The following is a 15,391-nucleotide window of genomic DNA, read 5'->3' on the forward strand; positions in this document are numbered from 1 at the left end:
CTTGACCCCGGTCACTGCGTAACGACGATCTCAACCCGGCGATTCTTCGCTCGGGCTGCCGGCGTCTTGTTGTCGATAAGTGGCTCGGTATCGCCCTTGCCAATCGCTTCGAGGCGCCCCTTGGCCACGCCCTTGCTGGCCAGGTACTCCGTCACGGTCGCGGCACGCTCCTCGGACAACGCCTGATTCGAGGGGAACCTGGCCGTCTTGATGGGAGCGTTGTCGCTGTGGCCGATAACGGTCACCTTGCCGGAGACCTTGCTGATCTCCCCTGCGACCTTGTCCAGCAGCGGCAAGATCTTGCCGCTTACCTCGGCCCGCCCGCCGCCGAACATGTCGTCGCCGCGGAAGGTCACGGCACTACGCGTCGCGTCCTCCTGCACGCTGACGACCCCGCGGGCAATCTCGTCCTTGAGTAACTCAGCCAGGCGCAGCGCCTTGGGCGGCTCCGGCGGTGTGATCTTCCCAATGGCAAGGATCTGCTGCTCGAGATCGTGCGTGCGGAGCAACAACTGGTATTTGAACCAGGCGAACAAGCCAAAGAGCGCAAGGGCCAGCACCACCACCGTGACCCATACCGGCACCGTGCGTAGCCGGCTGAGTCGTCCTGCGTCCGCGCCACGCCAGTTGGGCGAAAGCTCGCGCGGCACGCTCTCGCGTGCGCCACTGATCAGGTGGAAGAGGCGCTGGCGGATCTCGTCCAACTGCCGGTGACCATCGGTCTGCCCGGCATAGCGCCCTTCGAATCCCAGCGATAGAACGTGATAGAACACCTCGATGACCGGCATATGCTCGTGGGGACTGCTCACCAGCCGACCGAGCAGATGAAAGCATTTGGTGCCTCCTTCGGTGTCCCCGTGCAAGCTGACAAGCAACCCTTGCTGCGGCCAACTGTGTATGCCCCATGCCTGATTGTGTGCAGCCTCGTCCAGCGCTGTGCACAAGGCATAGCTCGCTGCCAGGATATGCTCGCGGCGCACATTGGCCCTTTCGCACAAACCGTGAAAGCGTTTCACTTCACGTGTCAACAGGGCCTGGAGCCGTGGCACATCCTCCTCGTCCAACCCCTCCGGGACGTCGGCAAGTGCTCGCAGAAGTGGGCGTGCAGCTTCTAGCAAGGGGGATCTTGCGCCCGCGAGTTCAGCTACCGTCTCAGGGGCAAACCTGGCGTCTGCGATGCCGGCGCCGGAAGCGTCCTGATAAGGCTTGGTTCCTGACCCCGTCGATGCGTCCGGATTGTTCATATCCCTTTCCGTCATCAGCTACGCACCCCCCAAAGGTCAACCTGCAGATCGGGAAAATCGCCGGCAACATGTAACGCCAGCCCACCAAATTTCTCAACTTGCTTCCAGAGAGGATTCTCTCGGGCGAGCTCGAAGTAGACATAGCCCGCATTGAACGGAATCTGCCGCGGCGGTACCGGAAGCGCCTGGAGTGGAATCCCCGGCAAATGAGACCGGATCAAGTCGATCAGGCGCTCGGACGGGCCCGCCTTTGCCTGAGCCGGAAATTGCTGCTGCAGCGTATCCACAGGCATTTGCGCCGCGACAGCCAGCACGAACGTCGTGAAGCGCTGGATCTGCGCAGGGTCCAGCACAGCCAGCCGGATGCCGTGCGGCTGAAGTTCAAGCTCAATCCGCTGTGCGGCACGCTCAAGAACCACATTGAGCAGCAAGCGCAGGTCGTCGAACAACGGCTTCAGGCAAACATGTGGGGCATCGTGTCGGTAAGCGGCATGCTCCACAGGTCGACGGCTGTGCGTGCGCACGAATGTCGATAACTCACCAGACAGCACTGCCAAATGGACATAGAGAACTTCCGGTGAAGCAGCTTTGGCGGCCAGCAGATGCGCCAGAATTGGCTCATAACGATTCAGCAGCTGCAGAATCAGATACTCGCTGACTTCCGCTGCATCCCCACCCCGCATACTCACGGCGCAAAGGCGCTCGGCCATGGCAGTAGCACGCATGCGCAGCAGGCCGTGAATTTCGGTAAGCCAGCTGAACAGCAGTGGGCTGGCAGCAAAGGTGCTGACCGGCGGAATCAATGTCCCGTCAAGCCTTGCGCTACCATCGGCGCGAACCTCGCTGACTCGTGCCAGCGGCATGCCGAGCCACGCGCTGGTCAACTCCTTTTCCGTGAGCAAGCGCAGGCGCAGGTCGGCCAGCTGGATCAGCTTCGGACCCTGCGAGATCGAGTTGGCGTCGAGCAGATCTTCCTCAAACGTCCGGAATCGCGCCAACGAATCTGCGGCATCGTCAAAGTCGGTCTCCTGTGCGTTCGGCGTGCGGATCGGCACGGCCAGACAGACCATCTGGCCAACATGTTCATGCCGAAGCGCCAACGGCGCTGGCGATGAAACCTGCCCCGGCGCATCGAATGGCGTACCGTCCGGAAAGATGCCGGCGGCAGCGGAGACAACGAGCTTCCCTACCGCGAGCGCTTCGGTATCAATGTCAACTTGGTTAAAACCCCAGAAGAACGGGCCAAGCGCCGCGCTGCGCTTATGGGCGTATTGCTCAAGATAGCGTTCTTGTTGCTGGAACAGCTGTGGACGTAAAAAGAGGCCTTCGCTCCAGACGACTTTGTTATACCAACTCATTGAATCACTCAATTTTTGTAACGTTGATGGTCAACTGATCAAGCAAGACCTGCAGCTTGATCTTGCGTGCCGGAACTACCGCCCTGTACCACGCGGCTTCCGGTGCTGGCGGCAGCTTGTAGACCGTTCGCCAGGTAGCCTTCCCAAGATCGTTGTAACCAACAAGAAAGCCCAGTGCCGTGGTTGCCGGATTCAGCTTTCTTTCGAAATCCCGGGTTTCGTCCGGCCGAAGGATGAACTCGTCACGAGAGAGGAGATCTTCAAGAAGCAGCGTCTTGTCTGAGCTTTGCAGCGTGAAGTAGTCTGCGTTTGCGAATGTCCCATCGGACTTCAGCTCGTACATGCGCACCAGAACAGGACTCGCTCGCCCCCTCGCATCCGGATTGACAGTTGGCTTGGCTTCCGCACGGAGCACCAGCTTCATCTGTTCATTCTGCACGGGACTGGCCGCGCAACCGGCAAGCAAGGCAATCGCCATCGGCCAATAGCGGTACAACTGACGCATGCTCAGCCTCCGACGGCGGCAGGCTGCGAGCCGATCAGCTCGCAACCGCATTCGCAGCGATGTCCGTGCAGCGCAACTGGCCGCCCTTCCACGAGAAAGGCCGGGTCCCCTTCGGTGATGGCGTTGATCCCGTGTGGACGCCCGTCCGAGTAGTGCTCCGGGCAATCGACCAAGTCCCCCTGCCGGGCGATAGGCCGGCCTTGCAAGAGATGGAATGCGGAACCCGTCATGACGCGTCCGCCGTGCGTGGTAGTGTCACCCACTGTGATAATTGGCAAATTCATGTTCTCACTCCAAAATGACCTGAGCCGGTCGCGGTATCTGCCGGCATTTCCTGCCTCGGCTCGAAATCGCCCCACTCCTGATTTTCAATCCCCTGAAACGCGCTGCTCGTACGGGTCGCCAGGCTCGATCCGGCACGCCTCCTCCACCTCCCCCGGCCAAACCGGCACCTTGTTCGTCGGCATGCAAAGCAAACGCCCGAACAAGGTAATCAGTGCGAACGGCGTGCCAAACAGCAGGAACGCATAGCCATAGTTGAAGTTGCTGAAGGCCACCTTGGCAGCAAACAGGAAAGACTCACGCTTCTCCGCAATCGGCAGGTACCGGCGCGGCATTGGAATACGCTGCGGGCCCTCTTCCATATAGCGGCGCAAGTATTCCCAGTGAGCAGGCAGCAGGTCCTTGGTGCAGTGAATCCCCATCGAGAAGGTATCGAGCACCGTCTTCTTGTCCGGCGCCAGCACATGGCCGCGAATATCCCAGACTAGCGAAGGCTGCCCTGCATTAGGCTGACCCGGTCCCATACAGAAATAGATGTCTTCCCACTTGAGCGCCAGAATTCCCCCTGCGCTTTTTCGGCGGAATACATAGACCGTTCGGTTTCTCCGGTTCAGGCGAACCGGCCAGTGAGTAACGGAAAACGCTTCAAATCGAACAAACCACCCAATAGATATGATGGCAAATATGGTTATCAACCAGAAGGCTACCAAGAATAGTATGATCTCCCCCGTCTCTTCCTTTACTTTTCCAAGCTCTTCAAACAGCTCAAACCAAGTTATTCTGAGCACCAATACCAACGATCCACATCCCAGAACAAATAAAATGGCAAATGCGAATCCCTTCCAAGCATAGTACTTATCAACCACCTCAATGAAGGTCGAGTTCAACCTGATTAGCGCATCCCAATCCCGCACGTCTTCGCCGTCGCTCACCATCGCTGGCCGCTTCTGAGATAGGTGTTCTGTACGCTCCTGCTCGGTCAAAGGACGGTTGATCTTGTACTTTGGTATCTGCCCTGTAAAGTCTATCGACATACGTCTCTTACCCCAATGCCAGCTGTAATTCCTGCATTTCCTGATAACCGGCCTTGAAAGCTCCATCGGGTTTCTCGCCTTGGAATTTCCCCAAAACGCGACGCTTTAGCCACTCTTTCAGCTTGTTATCGACCACCGGTCCATCTGCCGGCCCTTGCTGCCTCAACTCGAGATTGACCCACTTCTGATTGTTCAATCCCCTGAAACGCGCTGCTCATACGGGTCGCCAGGCTCGATCCGGCACGCCTCCTCCACTTCCCCCGGCCAAACCGGCACCTTGTTCGTCGGCATGCAAAGCAAACGCCCGAACAAGGTAATCAGTGCGAACGGCGTGCCAAACAGCAGGAACGCATAGCCATAGCTGAAGTTGCTGAAGGCCACCTTGACAGCAAACAGGAAAGACTCGCGCTTCTCCGCGATCGGCAGGTACCGGCGCGGCATCGGAATACTCTGCGGGCCCTCTTCCATATAGCGGCGCAAGTATTCCCAGTGAGCAGGCAGCAGGTCCTTGGTGCAGTTAAGTCCCATCGAGAAGGTATCGAGCACCGTCTTCTTGTCCGGCGCCAGCACATGGCCGCGAATATCCCAGACTAGCGGAGGCCGCCCTGCATAAGGCTGGCCAGGCCCCATACAGAAATAGATGTCATCCCATTTGAGTGCAAGTATTCCCCCGGCACTTTTTCTGCGGAATACGTAAACCATGCGGTTTCGTCTGTTCAAGCGCACGGGCCAGTGCGTAAAGGTAAAGGCCTCGAAGTGACCAAACCAGCCCAGGAATGTAAGAAGAGCAATTGATAGAATCCACATAGCAACAAGGAATAATATTAATTCTCCAACCTTCTCCGGGACTTCGTGCATCTTCACGAACAATCCGTGCCACGTCATCCATATGATCATTGCGCTCCATCCGCAACCTATTACAAAAGCGAAAGCAAAAGCGATCCCCTTCCAGGCATAGAATTTGTCCACCACCTCGATGAAGGTCGAGTTCAATCTGATCAGCGCATCCCAATCCTGTACATCCTCGCTCTTGCTTACCATTGCCTTTCGTTTCTGAAATAGCCGGTCCTCGCGCTCCTGCTCAGTCAGAGTCCGGTTCACCTTGTACTTTGGCGTGTTCCCGGTATAGTCCATCGTCATACGTTTCTTACCTCAATGCCTGCTGCAATTCCCCTAGACCAGTGGGGCATTGCTGGAATCTGTCCCACGCACAAGTACCGTTCAACTCGCGACTATCTGCCGACGCTTTCTGCCCCGACTCGAGATTGATCCACTCCTGATTTTTCAATCCCCTGAAACGCGCTGCTCATACGGGTCGCCAGGCTCGATCCGGCACGCCTCCTCCACTTCCTCCGGCCAAACCGGCACCTTGTTCGTCGGCATGCAAAGCAAACGCCCGAACAAGGTAATCAGTGCGAACGGCGTGCCAAACAGCAGGAACGCATAGCCATAGCTGAAGTTGCTGAAGGCCACCTTGGTAGCAAACAGGAAAGACTCGCGCTTCTCCGCAATCGGCAGATACCGGCGCGGCATTGGAATACTCTGCGGGCCCTCTTCCATATAGCGGCGCAAGTATTCCCAGTGAGAGGGCAGCAGGTCCTTGGTGCAGTGAAGCCCCATCGAGAAGGTATCGAGCACCGTCTTCTTGTCCGGCGCCAGCACGTGGCCGCGAATATCCCAGACTAGCGGAGGCCGCCCTGCATAAGGCTGACCAGGCCCCATGCAGAAATAGATTTCTTCCCATTTGAGTGCCAGCATTCCCCCGGCACTTTTGCGGCGGAAAACGTAAACCATGCGGTTGCGCCTATTCAAGCGCACGGGCCAGTGCGTAAAGGAAAAGGCCTCAAAGTGACCAAACCAGCCCAGGAATTTAAGAAGTACAATTGATAGAATCCACATAAAAACAAGGAATGATATTAGCTCTCCAACCTTATCCGGGCTTTTGCTCAAATTCACGGACAATCCGTACCACGTCATCCATATGATCACTGCGCTCCATCCGCAACCCATTACAAAAGCGAAAGCAAAAGCGATCCCCTTCCAGGCATAGAATTTGTCCACCACCTCGATAAAGGTCGAGTTCATTCTGATCAGCGCATCCCAATCCTGTACGTCCTCGCTCTTGCTCACCATCGTCTTTCGTTTCTGAAATAGCCGGTCCTCGCGCTCCTGCTCGGTCAGAGTCCGGTTCACCTTGTACTTTGGCGTGTTCCCGGTATAGTCCATTGTCATATTTTTTTATCCTAATGCTTGCTGCAGTTCCTGCATTTCCTCACGGCCAGTCTGGAAGGCGTGCTCAGGTCTTTTGCTTTGGAATTTCCCCCAAACGCAGCGCTTTAGCCACTCTTGCAGCTTGTTGTCGACCACCAGCCCGATAATCACCTGCAGCGCGAAGAACGCAATCAGCGCCAAGATGACAAATGGCCCAGACCATGCCCCCATTGCAGCGATGGTAAGGAAGACCCCGATTCCTGCGGATAAGCCATAGAGCGCGGCCAAGCCGTAATTTTCCTGGCGAATCTGCTCGATCGCGTTGACGGTGTCCCAGACGGCCACGATCGCCGCCGCGACCCCGCCAAAAACACGCCCAGCCAAGCCGAGCCAAGTGATGTTCGCCAGTGGCTGCTTAAGCAGCAACCGCCCAAGCGGCGTCCTTCCCCAAGGCGTCTTTTCCAGAACCTTCTCCGTAACGTCGCAGATCGTCGCTGCAAGCGCTGCGCCTGCCGCGCGCATCCGCCAGCCCTTCTCCGACCTTTCCCATCCAGACGCCTTCTCTTCGCCATCGATGGCCTTCGACAGGACCGCGACTTGGATCAGTGCCATGACCGCACCCAGGCGTATGCTGCTGGTAATGGTCGACCGGAAGCGCGCGGCCAGGCTGCTCTCGTACTGCTCCAGCGTGCGTATGGACTTTGCCGCCCACCTTGCCTGCTCCGCCGGTTTGAGACCTGCCGGCATGCGCTCAAGATGCGCCCCCTCCACCACCACCAGGAACCGGCCCTTGAAGGTTCCCTCCTGTACTTCGCCCTTGATCTGCAGCAGGCGCATCTCGTCTGCCACAGCCTTCTTGATCTGGTTCTCGGAATAGGCTGGCTTGCCTCCGGCATCGGTTTGCAGGCGCAGCATGCTCCGCAGCATCTGTTCGCGGAACTTCTTCTTGGTGCCCACCACATCCACCACCACGATCGGCTTGCCGATGCGCACGCCAAGCGTTGCAACCAGGGTCATCCATGACTTGCCTGCCGCCTTGTCCAATCCGCGACCCAGAAACGCGGCGCCGGAGCCGGCGATGTACATGACCAGGCGTGCCAGATTGTCGGCGCTTGCCTTTTGTTCCACCGTCTGGCCAAACAGCTTCTCCGCCCCCTCCACCAGACGCTTATAGCTATCCATCAGGCTGTCCCAAGGCAGCGCTGCCAGATCCAGGCTGCCGGCAGCACCCTCCTTCAGCTTGCTGATGAGGGAGTCGTTATTGATGCCCAGGGCCCGCAGCAGATGATTCTTCGGGTCGGAGATGTCGCCATCCAGCCATTTCTGATAGAGCAGGCTGCACGGTCGCTTATCCTCTGTACCCATGATCATCCGGGTCAGGACGCTTTCGTAGACGAAGCCGCTGGCCAGATCTGCGGTATCAAAGTTGCAGGTGAAGTAGTGCGTGGTTCGGCTGTTTGTCAACCAAGCTGCATGTGCCTCGGCCAGCGGCAGGATCATGCGCTGGTCGAATTTCCCCAGCGCTTCCTTGTAGCGCTTATCAAAACTGGCGCGCGCCGGCTCGTTGTATTTGTCAATGTAGGGGCCCCACGCCTGGTCCTTTACCTTCTTCAGGTCTTCGGCGGTGACCTCGTATCCCTTTTCGATCCGCTCGACATGGCGTTGGGCAAGCTTGGTCCCGCCGACGTAGTCAATGGCACGTTCCAGCGCCATCGCGCTGCTTTCGTTGCCGTAGGCTTGTGCCTTCAGATTCTCCGCGGCGGTCAGCTCAGCAAGCTCCGCGCTATGCTCGACCGCATCCTTCATGCCCAGAATGGCGGCATTGACCGTCACCTCACGCGCCCAGTCGGGTCGGCTGTTGAAGCGCTGCAGTTCGTACTGCATCAGGAAGGAGAGCTCCTGGGCGATGCCAGCCGGGTCTGGCAGGGCAAGGAACAGGGCTTTGCTCTGTGCCGGCTTCACGCCTTCAAGCGCGGCCGTCCTTTCGCACAACGCTGCATACTGATCATTGACCGGGTGCCAGGGCCACGGCGCAAAGTCAAAGGATGCTGGCTTGGTACGGTTGGTCAGATAGAAGTCGGCGACCTGCTTGTCCAGTTGCGCGATCCGCTCGGCGTGCTGGTGATTCTGCGTGGCCAACCATTTCTGCACGTCAAGCACACGCATGTGCCTGTCCCGGTATGCGGCATCGCGGTGCCGCTCGATGGTTGCCGCCGTCCACTCGGTGTCCGAGACCCCCAGCCAGACTTTGGTCGCCTGCTCCGGGCGTGGAACCGTGACACACATGGCGATAGCGGCGTGCCCCGCCTGCCCGCAATTGAACTTCGCCTCCTCGGCGGATGGCGCGGGCTTCCTGGGGTCGAATTCATACAGATACCCCTCCGGAAGCACCATATAGCCCTTCAATGGCTGCGCCTTGTCCGCTTCATTCCAACAGTACAGGTAGCTGGCTCGCAGGCGGCGCAGCACGTACTTCGCGGGCGCCACCGGCACCGCGGTGATCCATTGCGCAAACGGCCCGCTCGGCTCCGGCACCGTGCTCGTCTCCGGCGCAATGCCGTAGCGCACAGGATAGATCGCCAGTCCACTCTTGTCGCAGAACTTGCAGCCCTTCATTGATATCCCCTCTCCGATGCCGGTTTGCGCGAGCCGAGATGGCTTGCGATCTGCGCGCGCTGTTCAAAGCCCCATTGGTTCGCCATCGCGGCAAACAGTCCACGTTCGTCAGCACTTCGCTTGATCAGGTCGTCCACCTCGGGATAGGCATCCAGATCGGGGTGGATTGTCATGCTGTGCTGCGCGTACGCGATCAGGTCGACGCCATCAAGCTTGTGGCGGTCCAGCCCACGCTGCAGCAGGACATCGATCCTGCGCATGGCGTCCATGGACGCCGTGAAGCCGCCGGCACGTTCCAGCTCGTCGTGAACGGCATTCACAAGAACGATGCGGCCCAACGCCAAGGCTTCTTCCCTTGAGAGGGTCTCACTGCGTTCGTCGTCGATCTGCGGAGCGGCTTCGGTCACCCATCCCTTGCCGGGGGGGCAGTAGGTCCATTTCGTGATCGGTCCGTAGAGCGACCGCTGCTTGCGAGGCCCGAGAATGCGCAACAGATGCCGAAACACTCTCGGGTCGTAGTAGCGGAACAGCGCCTTCGGCTCTCCTTCGACATGAAGGAGGAGCCTGCGGCTAAGATGGCCCTGGGTCTCGCCGAATGTCGCGCTGGTTGAGATCAGGCCAGATATCGCGGGTGCCGCACCCGACGACGCCTCATAGCTATGGCGGTCCGCCAGCGCCTTGCGTTGCTCATCGTTCAGGCCTCGCAGATCTACCAGCCATGGAAACAGGTGCCTCTGCTCGCCCATCGGTTCCAGCACCAGTGAACTGTGAGGCAGGCCATGCAAGTCGCTGTCGCTATCCAGGTTCAGCGGGTCGAGCAACAGACAGTCATGCCCATCCAGGTATTCGAGAATCATGATCTGCCTCAGCTCACTGGCACAACGGCCTGTCCGCTACTTGCGGCGTCGCGCACCCCGAACTCACAGACTGCGCTCTTGGCCAGCTTTGGCCACGCCACGGTCTCTGTCGATGGGCCAGTGAAGCTATGCCCCGCGGCATGGGCGGTATTTGTTCCGCGCGTGAGGTGCGTGATCCCGGCGTCGTTGTAGCGTGTATGACTGCTACCGCCGCCAATCAGCAGTTCCTTCTTGGCCAGAATGCGGATGTTGTCGTCGGTGCTGATGATGTCGATGCCAAGCTTCGCAAAGAACTGCATGACATCGTTCTGTGCTTGCAAGGTGATCGGCCCCTTTGCAGCGAACAGACGGATGCCTAGCAGATGCGCGCACAAGGAGAACATGCCGCGAACACTCGCGAAGAATCCTTTGCCAGTATTCAGAGACAGATGCTCTCCCGTTGTGATCGTCGCGTGCCGGCTACTGTGCAAGTGGGTATCGGTAGTGGCTGTAGCAACGATACCCGCCGCGCTGGCGACAACAATGTGAGGCTCTGCCAGCATACCGGACAGGCTTTCGTCTCCTTTGATCGCATCGTTCTGGCGCGCCATCGCCTTGGCAACGCCATCTTGCTCATCGTGCTGCGCCTGAGCCTGAACAGAGGCTTGCTGCAACTGCTCCGCGAGCGAAAGCGCTCCGCGCAAACGATCCATTGCCTCGGACAGGTCCAGCGCTGCACCTTGTCCGTGCATACGCAGTTCACTGGAGACCAATGTCCCCGCCCCTGACCGGAGCGCCATATGACCATCGGTCCGCAGCTCTGCGCCTTCTCCCCGGCGGTCCTTGCGACCGGCGTGATCGGGTACGTTCGTCAGATAACCCAGGTTGAGCTGGGATAGCTGATGATCCGATGAAAGCTGACTCTGTATCTGGTCCTGCGTATCGTCCATCAATAGATGGTTGTGACGCTCACCAAACAACTCCTTGCTTCGAATCCCCGACAGCGCATGCTGCCCCGGCAGCGCCCACGGCGGCATATTGAGCTGGTTCGGTGCCCGCCCGACGATCAGCGGGCAATCCGGATCGCCGTTGAGGAAGGCAACAATGACCTCCTGGCCGATACGCGGAACATGCATGGCGCCAAACTGCTCGCCGGACCAGCCGTTGACGACACGAATCCACGGTGAGGAGTTCTCGTCGTGCTTCCCATAGCGGTCCCATTCAAACTGGATGTTCACGCTCCCGTGCTCATCGCACCAGATTTCCTGGTTCTTCGGCCCGGTCACGACCGCCCGCTGCAGGCCGGCGACGCGCGGCTTGCCGACCGTACGCGGCGGCCGGAAGACTTCGTCGGTGGGATGGCCTTCAAAAGCCACGCGGCAGGCAAACCGCTGCCGGCTGCCGGACTCGCCGCCGACGTCCTCAAGATCGAACGTCGTGCTGGTCACGAGGAACTCCCGGTTCAACGCGGGATTGCCGTGATTGCTCACCGTGTAGGTGCAGCCCGGCGCCACGCCACGCAAGGCACCGACACCGCGCACGCGCCGGCCCCGGGCACGGCGCTCTTCCATGCGAATCCTCGCCCGCATGTCGCCTACCGCCGGCTCCACATAGTCGCCCGGGTACTCGTAGCGCTCAAAGTCGGCGAAGCCGGTTTCGCGTGGCTGGCTGTTGTCGGTGGTCAGGTCCGCCCGCGGCTTGCGAAAGTCATAGTCATTCAGCGTGACCTTGCCCGTGCGCAAGCGGTTGACCGGATCGAGGCGCACCAGATGTTCCTGATCCACCTTGAATCCATGCGGATAGATGGGCAGCGTGTGATAGGCCTCACTGGGGAAACTGCGATACGCTCCCGTTTCGGAGGCCAGGATCAGCCGATGGTGCCCACCGTCATGCTCAAAGAAGTACGTGATGCCATATTCTTCGGTCAGGCGCTGGATGAAATGGGCATCGGTTTCCCCGCTTTGCACTTCCCAGACCAGCTTGGGGTAGATCGATACGTCAAGACGCTTCTCCACCGAGAACGGATAGTCCGCCAGGACCTCATCCAGGATCTCGATGACTGTCTTCTTCTGGAAGGGCTTGAAATCCGAAGTCTGTGTGGCGAGCCACAACCAGGGTCGCAGCGTGAACCGGTACAGGCGATTCTCCGCAGCGCCGCCAACCTGTTCGATCTCCGAGATGACACCCGTGATCTCCCGATGCCCGGCGCCAATGCCGCCCAGCAGGCCCGTGCCCATGCCATCGAGCTCGATCGTCACCGTCATCTCGCGCCCGATCATTTCATCGGGGTCCGCCTCGGCGAGGAACTGCTCGGCCGCTGGCGAGACCGCTCGCAGATCGACCTTGTAGGTAAACAGTTCGCTCAAACCTTCATGGCCGGAGAGCCGCACAAATTCCAGCTGCGGCTGCCCGAGCAGATCGGGGATGGCTGCACTGGAGACGCTGACTGTCCGGCGCCGTCTTCCCATGAGGTTCTCCACATCATTTCGCATGCTCATGAGGTCATCTCTCAGGCCAGTGGCCAGAAGTAAAGCGTTGAGCGGAACCCGTAGCTGCCATCCGCATCGGCCGTGTCGGCGTAGCCCATGTCCTCGTAGCCGAGCTTGTTGTCGCGCCACGCCATGCGCCACCCCATGCGCCGCGTCGAAGCTGCCAGCACACGATGCAGGTCATGCGATTCGAACGCCGAGGCCAGCCAGGCATTTCGCAGCAAGTCAATGTGCCCGCCGTCGTAGCCGGGCGTCTCGTCAAAGGCGATGATCCCCTGCTCGGTCCATGTCATCAGACCCCGCAGGTTCGTGACATCGAGCCGACGAGGGGCGCCCAGGTAAGCCGGACCGCTCAGCCGCTCGGCCAGGCGTGCCCGGCTGGTCTCGATCTTCATGCCCTTGTACCGGCCGAGCAGAATCGGATCGTTGCCGTCCACATGGACGCCGCACGCCATTAACGCAAGGCTCATTCGGATCGCGCAGGCGTTCTCACAGGCCGGATCGTCAAGGCGGCTTTCCCAGCCAATCTGGCGGAACAAAGCCAGCCGGGACCGGCGCAGGGCGGCCTCGTCGCCGTGCTCGGGCTTCGGATAGGCATGCCAGAGGTCATCGAAGCGCAGTGAGAGAGCCATGTCCGTTGATGGTCAGATCAGGTCAGCGATCCCGCCGGCTACGTCAAGCGTGGCCGGCGGGCACGGTCAAGACAATCAGGCTTCCTTGTTGCCCTTGATGTCGTAGCCCGCGGTCACGGCGCCGCCGCTGCCGCCCTGGGCGTTCTGCACCACGTACTCCTGCTTGATCTTGGAGAACGACAGGGAGACCTTCTCGCGCATGCGCAACTCGTCATCCACCGAACCCTTCGGGCTCACCTTGGTGACGACCACGTCGGTCATGGTGAGCTTCAGGTATTCGAGCGGATTGCCGCCGGCCTTGCGCACGACCAGCACCGCTTCGTTGATGTGCTTGCCGGTCAGGCAGTACTTCATCAGGTTGGGCGAAGCGCGATCGATGAAGTGGTCGAAGGACAGGTCCGACACGGTCGCCTTGCCGGCGCCGCCGCCGCTACCCGCGTGCATGGTGGACTGCTGCTCGATGCTCCAGTCCCAGGCCAGCACTTCGATTTCGTTCTTGTGCGAGGTGTCCTGCGACTCGCCGTCGATGCCGTTGATCTTCAGGAAAATGTCCTGTGCCATTGCAAAACTCCTTCACGTTAAGACAGGTACTGCAGACAAGAGCCACAACAAGGCCCCCGCCCCCAAGGGATCAGGGGCGGGGGTGCCTGATGCGGGACTACCGGTACATTTCAGGCCTCGGACGACGCTCAGGCGGCGTCCTTGACCGATGGCAGGCGCGCCACCAGTCGCAGCGACACCGTCAGGCCTTCGAGCTGGAAGTGCGGGCGCAGGAAGAACTTGGCGCTGTAGTAGCCGGGGTTGCCTTCCATTTCCTCGACGACCACTTCGGCGGCCGCGAGCGGACGGCGGGCCTTGGTCTCCTGCGAGGAGTTGGCCGGGTCGGCGTCAACGTAGTTCATGATCCATTCGTTGAGCCAGCGCTGCATGTCCTCGCGCTCCTTGAAGGCCCCGATCTTGTCGCGCACGATGCACTTCAGGTAGTGTGCGAAGCGCGAGCAGGCAAACAGGTACGGCAGCCGTGCCGACAGGTTGGCGTTGGCCGTCGCGTCGGCGTCGTAATACTCGGCTGGCTTTTGCATCGACTGCGCGCCGATGAAGGCCGCATAGTCGGTGTTCTTGCGGTGGACCAGCGAGATAAAGCCGTTCTTCGACAACTCGGCTTCACGGCGATCGGAGATGGCGATCTCGGTCGGGCACTTCATGTCGAGGCCGCCATCGTCGGTCGGGAAGGTGTGGCACGGCAGGTTCTCCACCACACCACCGCTCTCCACGCCGCGGATCAGCGTGCACCAGCCGTACAGCTTGAACGAGCGGTTGATGTTCACCGCCATTGCGTAGGCGGCGTTGCTCCACACATACTTGCGGTGGTCGGCGCCGTCGGTGTCTTCCTCGAAGTCGAATTCATCAACCGGGTTGGTCTTGATGCCGTATGGCAAGCGCGACAGGAAGCGCGGCATGGCCAGCCCCACGTAGCGTGCGTCTTCCGAGTTGCGCAGGCTGTTCCACGGCGCGTATTCCTGGTTCTGGAAGATCTTGGACAGGTCGCGCGGATTGGCCAGCTCCTGCCACGAGTCCATCTGCAGCACGGACGGCGATGCGCCGGCGATGAATGGCGCATGGGCGGCCGCCGAGATCTTGGCGAGCGAACCCAGCAGTTCCACGTCGGGCGGGGTGTGGTCGAAGTAGTAGTCGGCGACCAGGCAGCCGTACGGTTCGCCGCCGAGCTGGCCGTATTCCTCTTCGTAGATGCGCTTGAAGAACGGGCTCTGGTCCCAGCCGATGCCCTTGTACCGGCGCAGCGTGCGACGCAGGTCCTCCTTGGACACATCCATCACGCGGATGCGCAGCTTGTCATCGGTCTCGGTGTTCGAGACCAGGTGATGCAGGCCGCGCCAGGCCGACTCCAGCTTCTGGAAGGCTTCGTGGTGCAGGATCAGGTTGATCTGCTCGGAGAGCTTCGTGTCGATGGCGCCGATGATGGCCTCGATGCTCTTGTACGCATCGTCGCTCATGGTGAACGCGCTGGCGAGCGCCTGCTCGGCCAGGGTCTTGACGGCGAGATCGACGGCCTCGCGGGCCTGGTCGGTCTTGGGCGAGAACTCGCGGCTGATCAGTGCGGCGAAGTCCGATTGCTCTACGGTCGCGAGGGCTTGCTGTTGCTTTTGTTGGGCGGAAGCCATG

The 15,391-nt window shown here is 59.9% G+C and carries 14 protein-coding genes; all 14 read right to left on the reverse strand.

Annotated elements, in window-relative coordinates:
- Positions 1-11: 11 nt before the first annotated feature.
- The 14 genes from tssL to tssC all read right to left on the reverse strand — a co-directional run bounded on the left by tssL (position 12) and on the right by tssC (position 15,390).
- Positions 12-1,244, reverse strand: a complete 1,233-nt coding sequence (tssL, locus tag AC1RQC_RS33710; protein WP_492373366.1) for a type VI secretion system protein TssL, long form — start codon at positions 1,242-1,244, stop codon at positions 12-14.
- A gap of 14 nt (positions 1,245-1,258) precedes the next feature.
- Positions 1,259-2,602 carry a type VI secretion system baseplate subunit TssK gene (gene tssK, locus AC1RQC_RS33715; protein ID WP_492373365.1) on the reverse strand — a complete coding sequence of 448 codons (1,344 nt, stop codon included), beginning with the start codon at positions 2,600-2,602 and terminating at the stop codon, positions 1,259-1,261.
- A 4-nt stretch (positions 2,603-2,606) separates the two neighbouring features.
- Positions 2,607-3,107 carry a type VI secretion system lipoprotein TssJ gene (gene tssJ, locus AC1RQC_RS33720; RefSeq protein WP_174427080.1) on the reverse strand — a complete coding sequence of 167 codons (501 nt, stop codon included), beginning with the start codon at positions 3,105-3,107 and terminating at the stop codon, positions 2,607-2,609.
- 2 nt (positions 3,108-3,109) lie between these two features.
- On the reverse strand, positions 3,110-3,391 hold the full coding sequence (locus tag AC1RQC_RS33725; RefSeq protein ID WP_492373364.1) for a PAAR domain-containing protein: 282 nt from the start codon (positions 3,389-3,391) through the stop codon (positions 3,110-3,112).
- 84 nt (positions 3,392-3,475) lie between these two features.
- Positions 3,476-4,423: a DUF6708 domain-containing protein gene (locus AC1RQC_RS33730; RefSeq protein WP_492885851.1), complete on the reverse strand. Its 948-nt coding sequence runs from the start codon at positions 4,421-4,423 to the stop codon at positions 3,476-3,478.
- Between the two features lie 7 nt (positions 4,424-4,430).
- Entirely contained in the window at positions 4,431-4,619 is a 189-nt protein-coding gene (locus AC1RQC_RS33735) for a hypothetical protein (protein ID WP_492885853.1), read from the reverse strand.
- The gene (locus tag AC1RQC_RS33740; protein WP_492885855.1) at positions 4,616-5,563 is read right to left on the reverse strand and encodes a DUF6708 domain-containing protein; all 948 of its coding nucleotides are present in this window, start codon (positions 5,561-5,563) and stop codon (positions 4,616-4,618) included. The genes AC1RQC_RS33735 and AC1RQC_RS33740 overlap by 4 nt, the downstream gene beginning before the upstream one ends.
- Before the next feature lie 144 nt (positions 5,564-5,707).
- Positions 5,708-6,655, reverse strand: a complete 948-nt coding sequence (locus AC1RQC_RS33745; RefSeq protein ID WP_492885857.1) for a DUF6708 domain-containing protein — start codon at positions 6,653-6,655, stop codon at positions 5,708-5,710.
- A 6-nt stretch (positions 6,656-6,661) separates the two neighbouring features.
- Positions 6,662-9,250 (reverse strand): T6SS effector BTH_I2691 family protein, encoded by a 2,589-nt coding sequence (locus AC1RQC_RS33750; protein ID WP_492885859.1) that lies wholly within the window; start codon positions 9,248-9,250, stop codon positions 6,662-6,664.
- Positions 9,247-10,107 (reverse strand): DUF4123 domain-containing protein, encoded by an 861-nt coding sequence (locus AC1RQC_RS33755; protein WP_492885861.1) that lies wholly within the window; start codon positions 10,105-10,107, stop codon positions 9,247-9,249. Before AC1RQC_RS33755 ends, AC1RQC_RS33750 begins: the two co-directional genes overlap by 4 nt.
- A gap of 8 nt (positions 10,108-10,115) precedes the next feature.
- Positions 10,116-12,584, reverse strand: coding sequence for a type VI secretion system Vgr family protein (locus AC1RQC_RS33760; protein ID WP_492885863.1), 2,469 nt, complete (start codon positions 12,582-12,584; stop codon positions 10,116-10,118).
- Between the two features lie 11 nt (positions 12,585-12,595).
- The gene (locus AC1RQC_RS33765; RefSeq protein ID WP_492885865.1) at positions 12,596-13,207 is read right to left on the reverse strand and encodes a T6SS effector amidase Tae4 family protein; all 612 of its coding nucleotides are present in this window, start codon (positions 13,205-13,207) and stop codon (positions 12,596-12,598) included.
- 75 nt (positions 13,208-13,282) lie between these two features.
- Complete coding sequence (locus AC1RQC_RS33770; protein ID WP_043344077.1) at positions 13,283-13,768, reverse strand: Hcp family type VI secretion system effector; 486 nt, start codon at positions 13,766-13,768, stop codon at positions 13,283-13,285.
- A gap of 128 nt (positions 13,769-13,896) precedes the next feature.
- Positions 13,897-15,390, reverse strand: a complete 1,494-nt coding sequence (gene tssC, locus AC1RQC_RS33775; RefSeq protein ID WP_492373356.1) for a type VI secretion system contractile sheath large subunit — start codon at positions 15,388-15,390, stop codon at positions 13,897-13,899.
- Position 15,391 lies beyond the last annotated feature (1 nt).

Source organism: Cupriavidus sp. GW822-FHT03E04 (assembly GCF_058801495.1).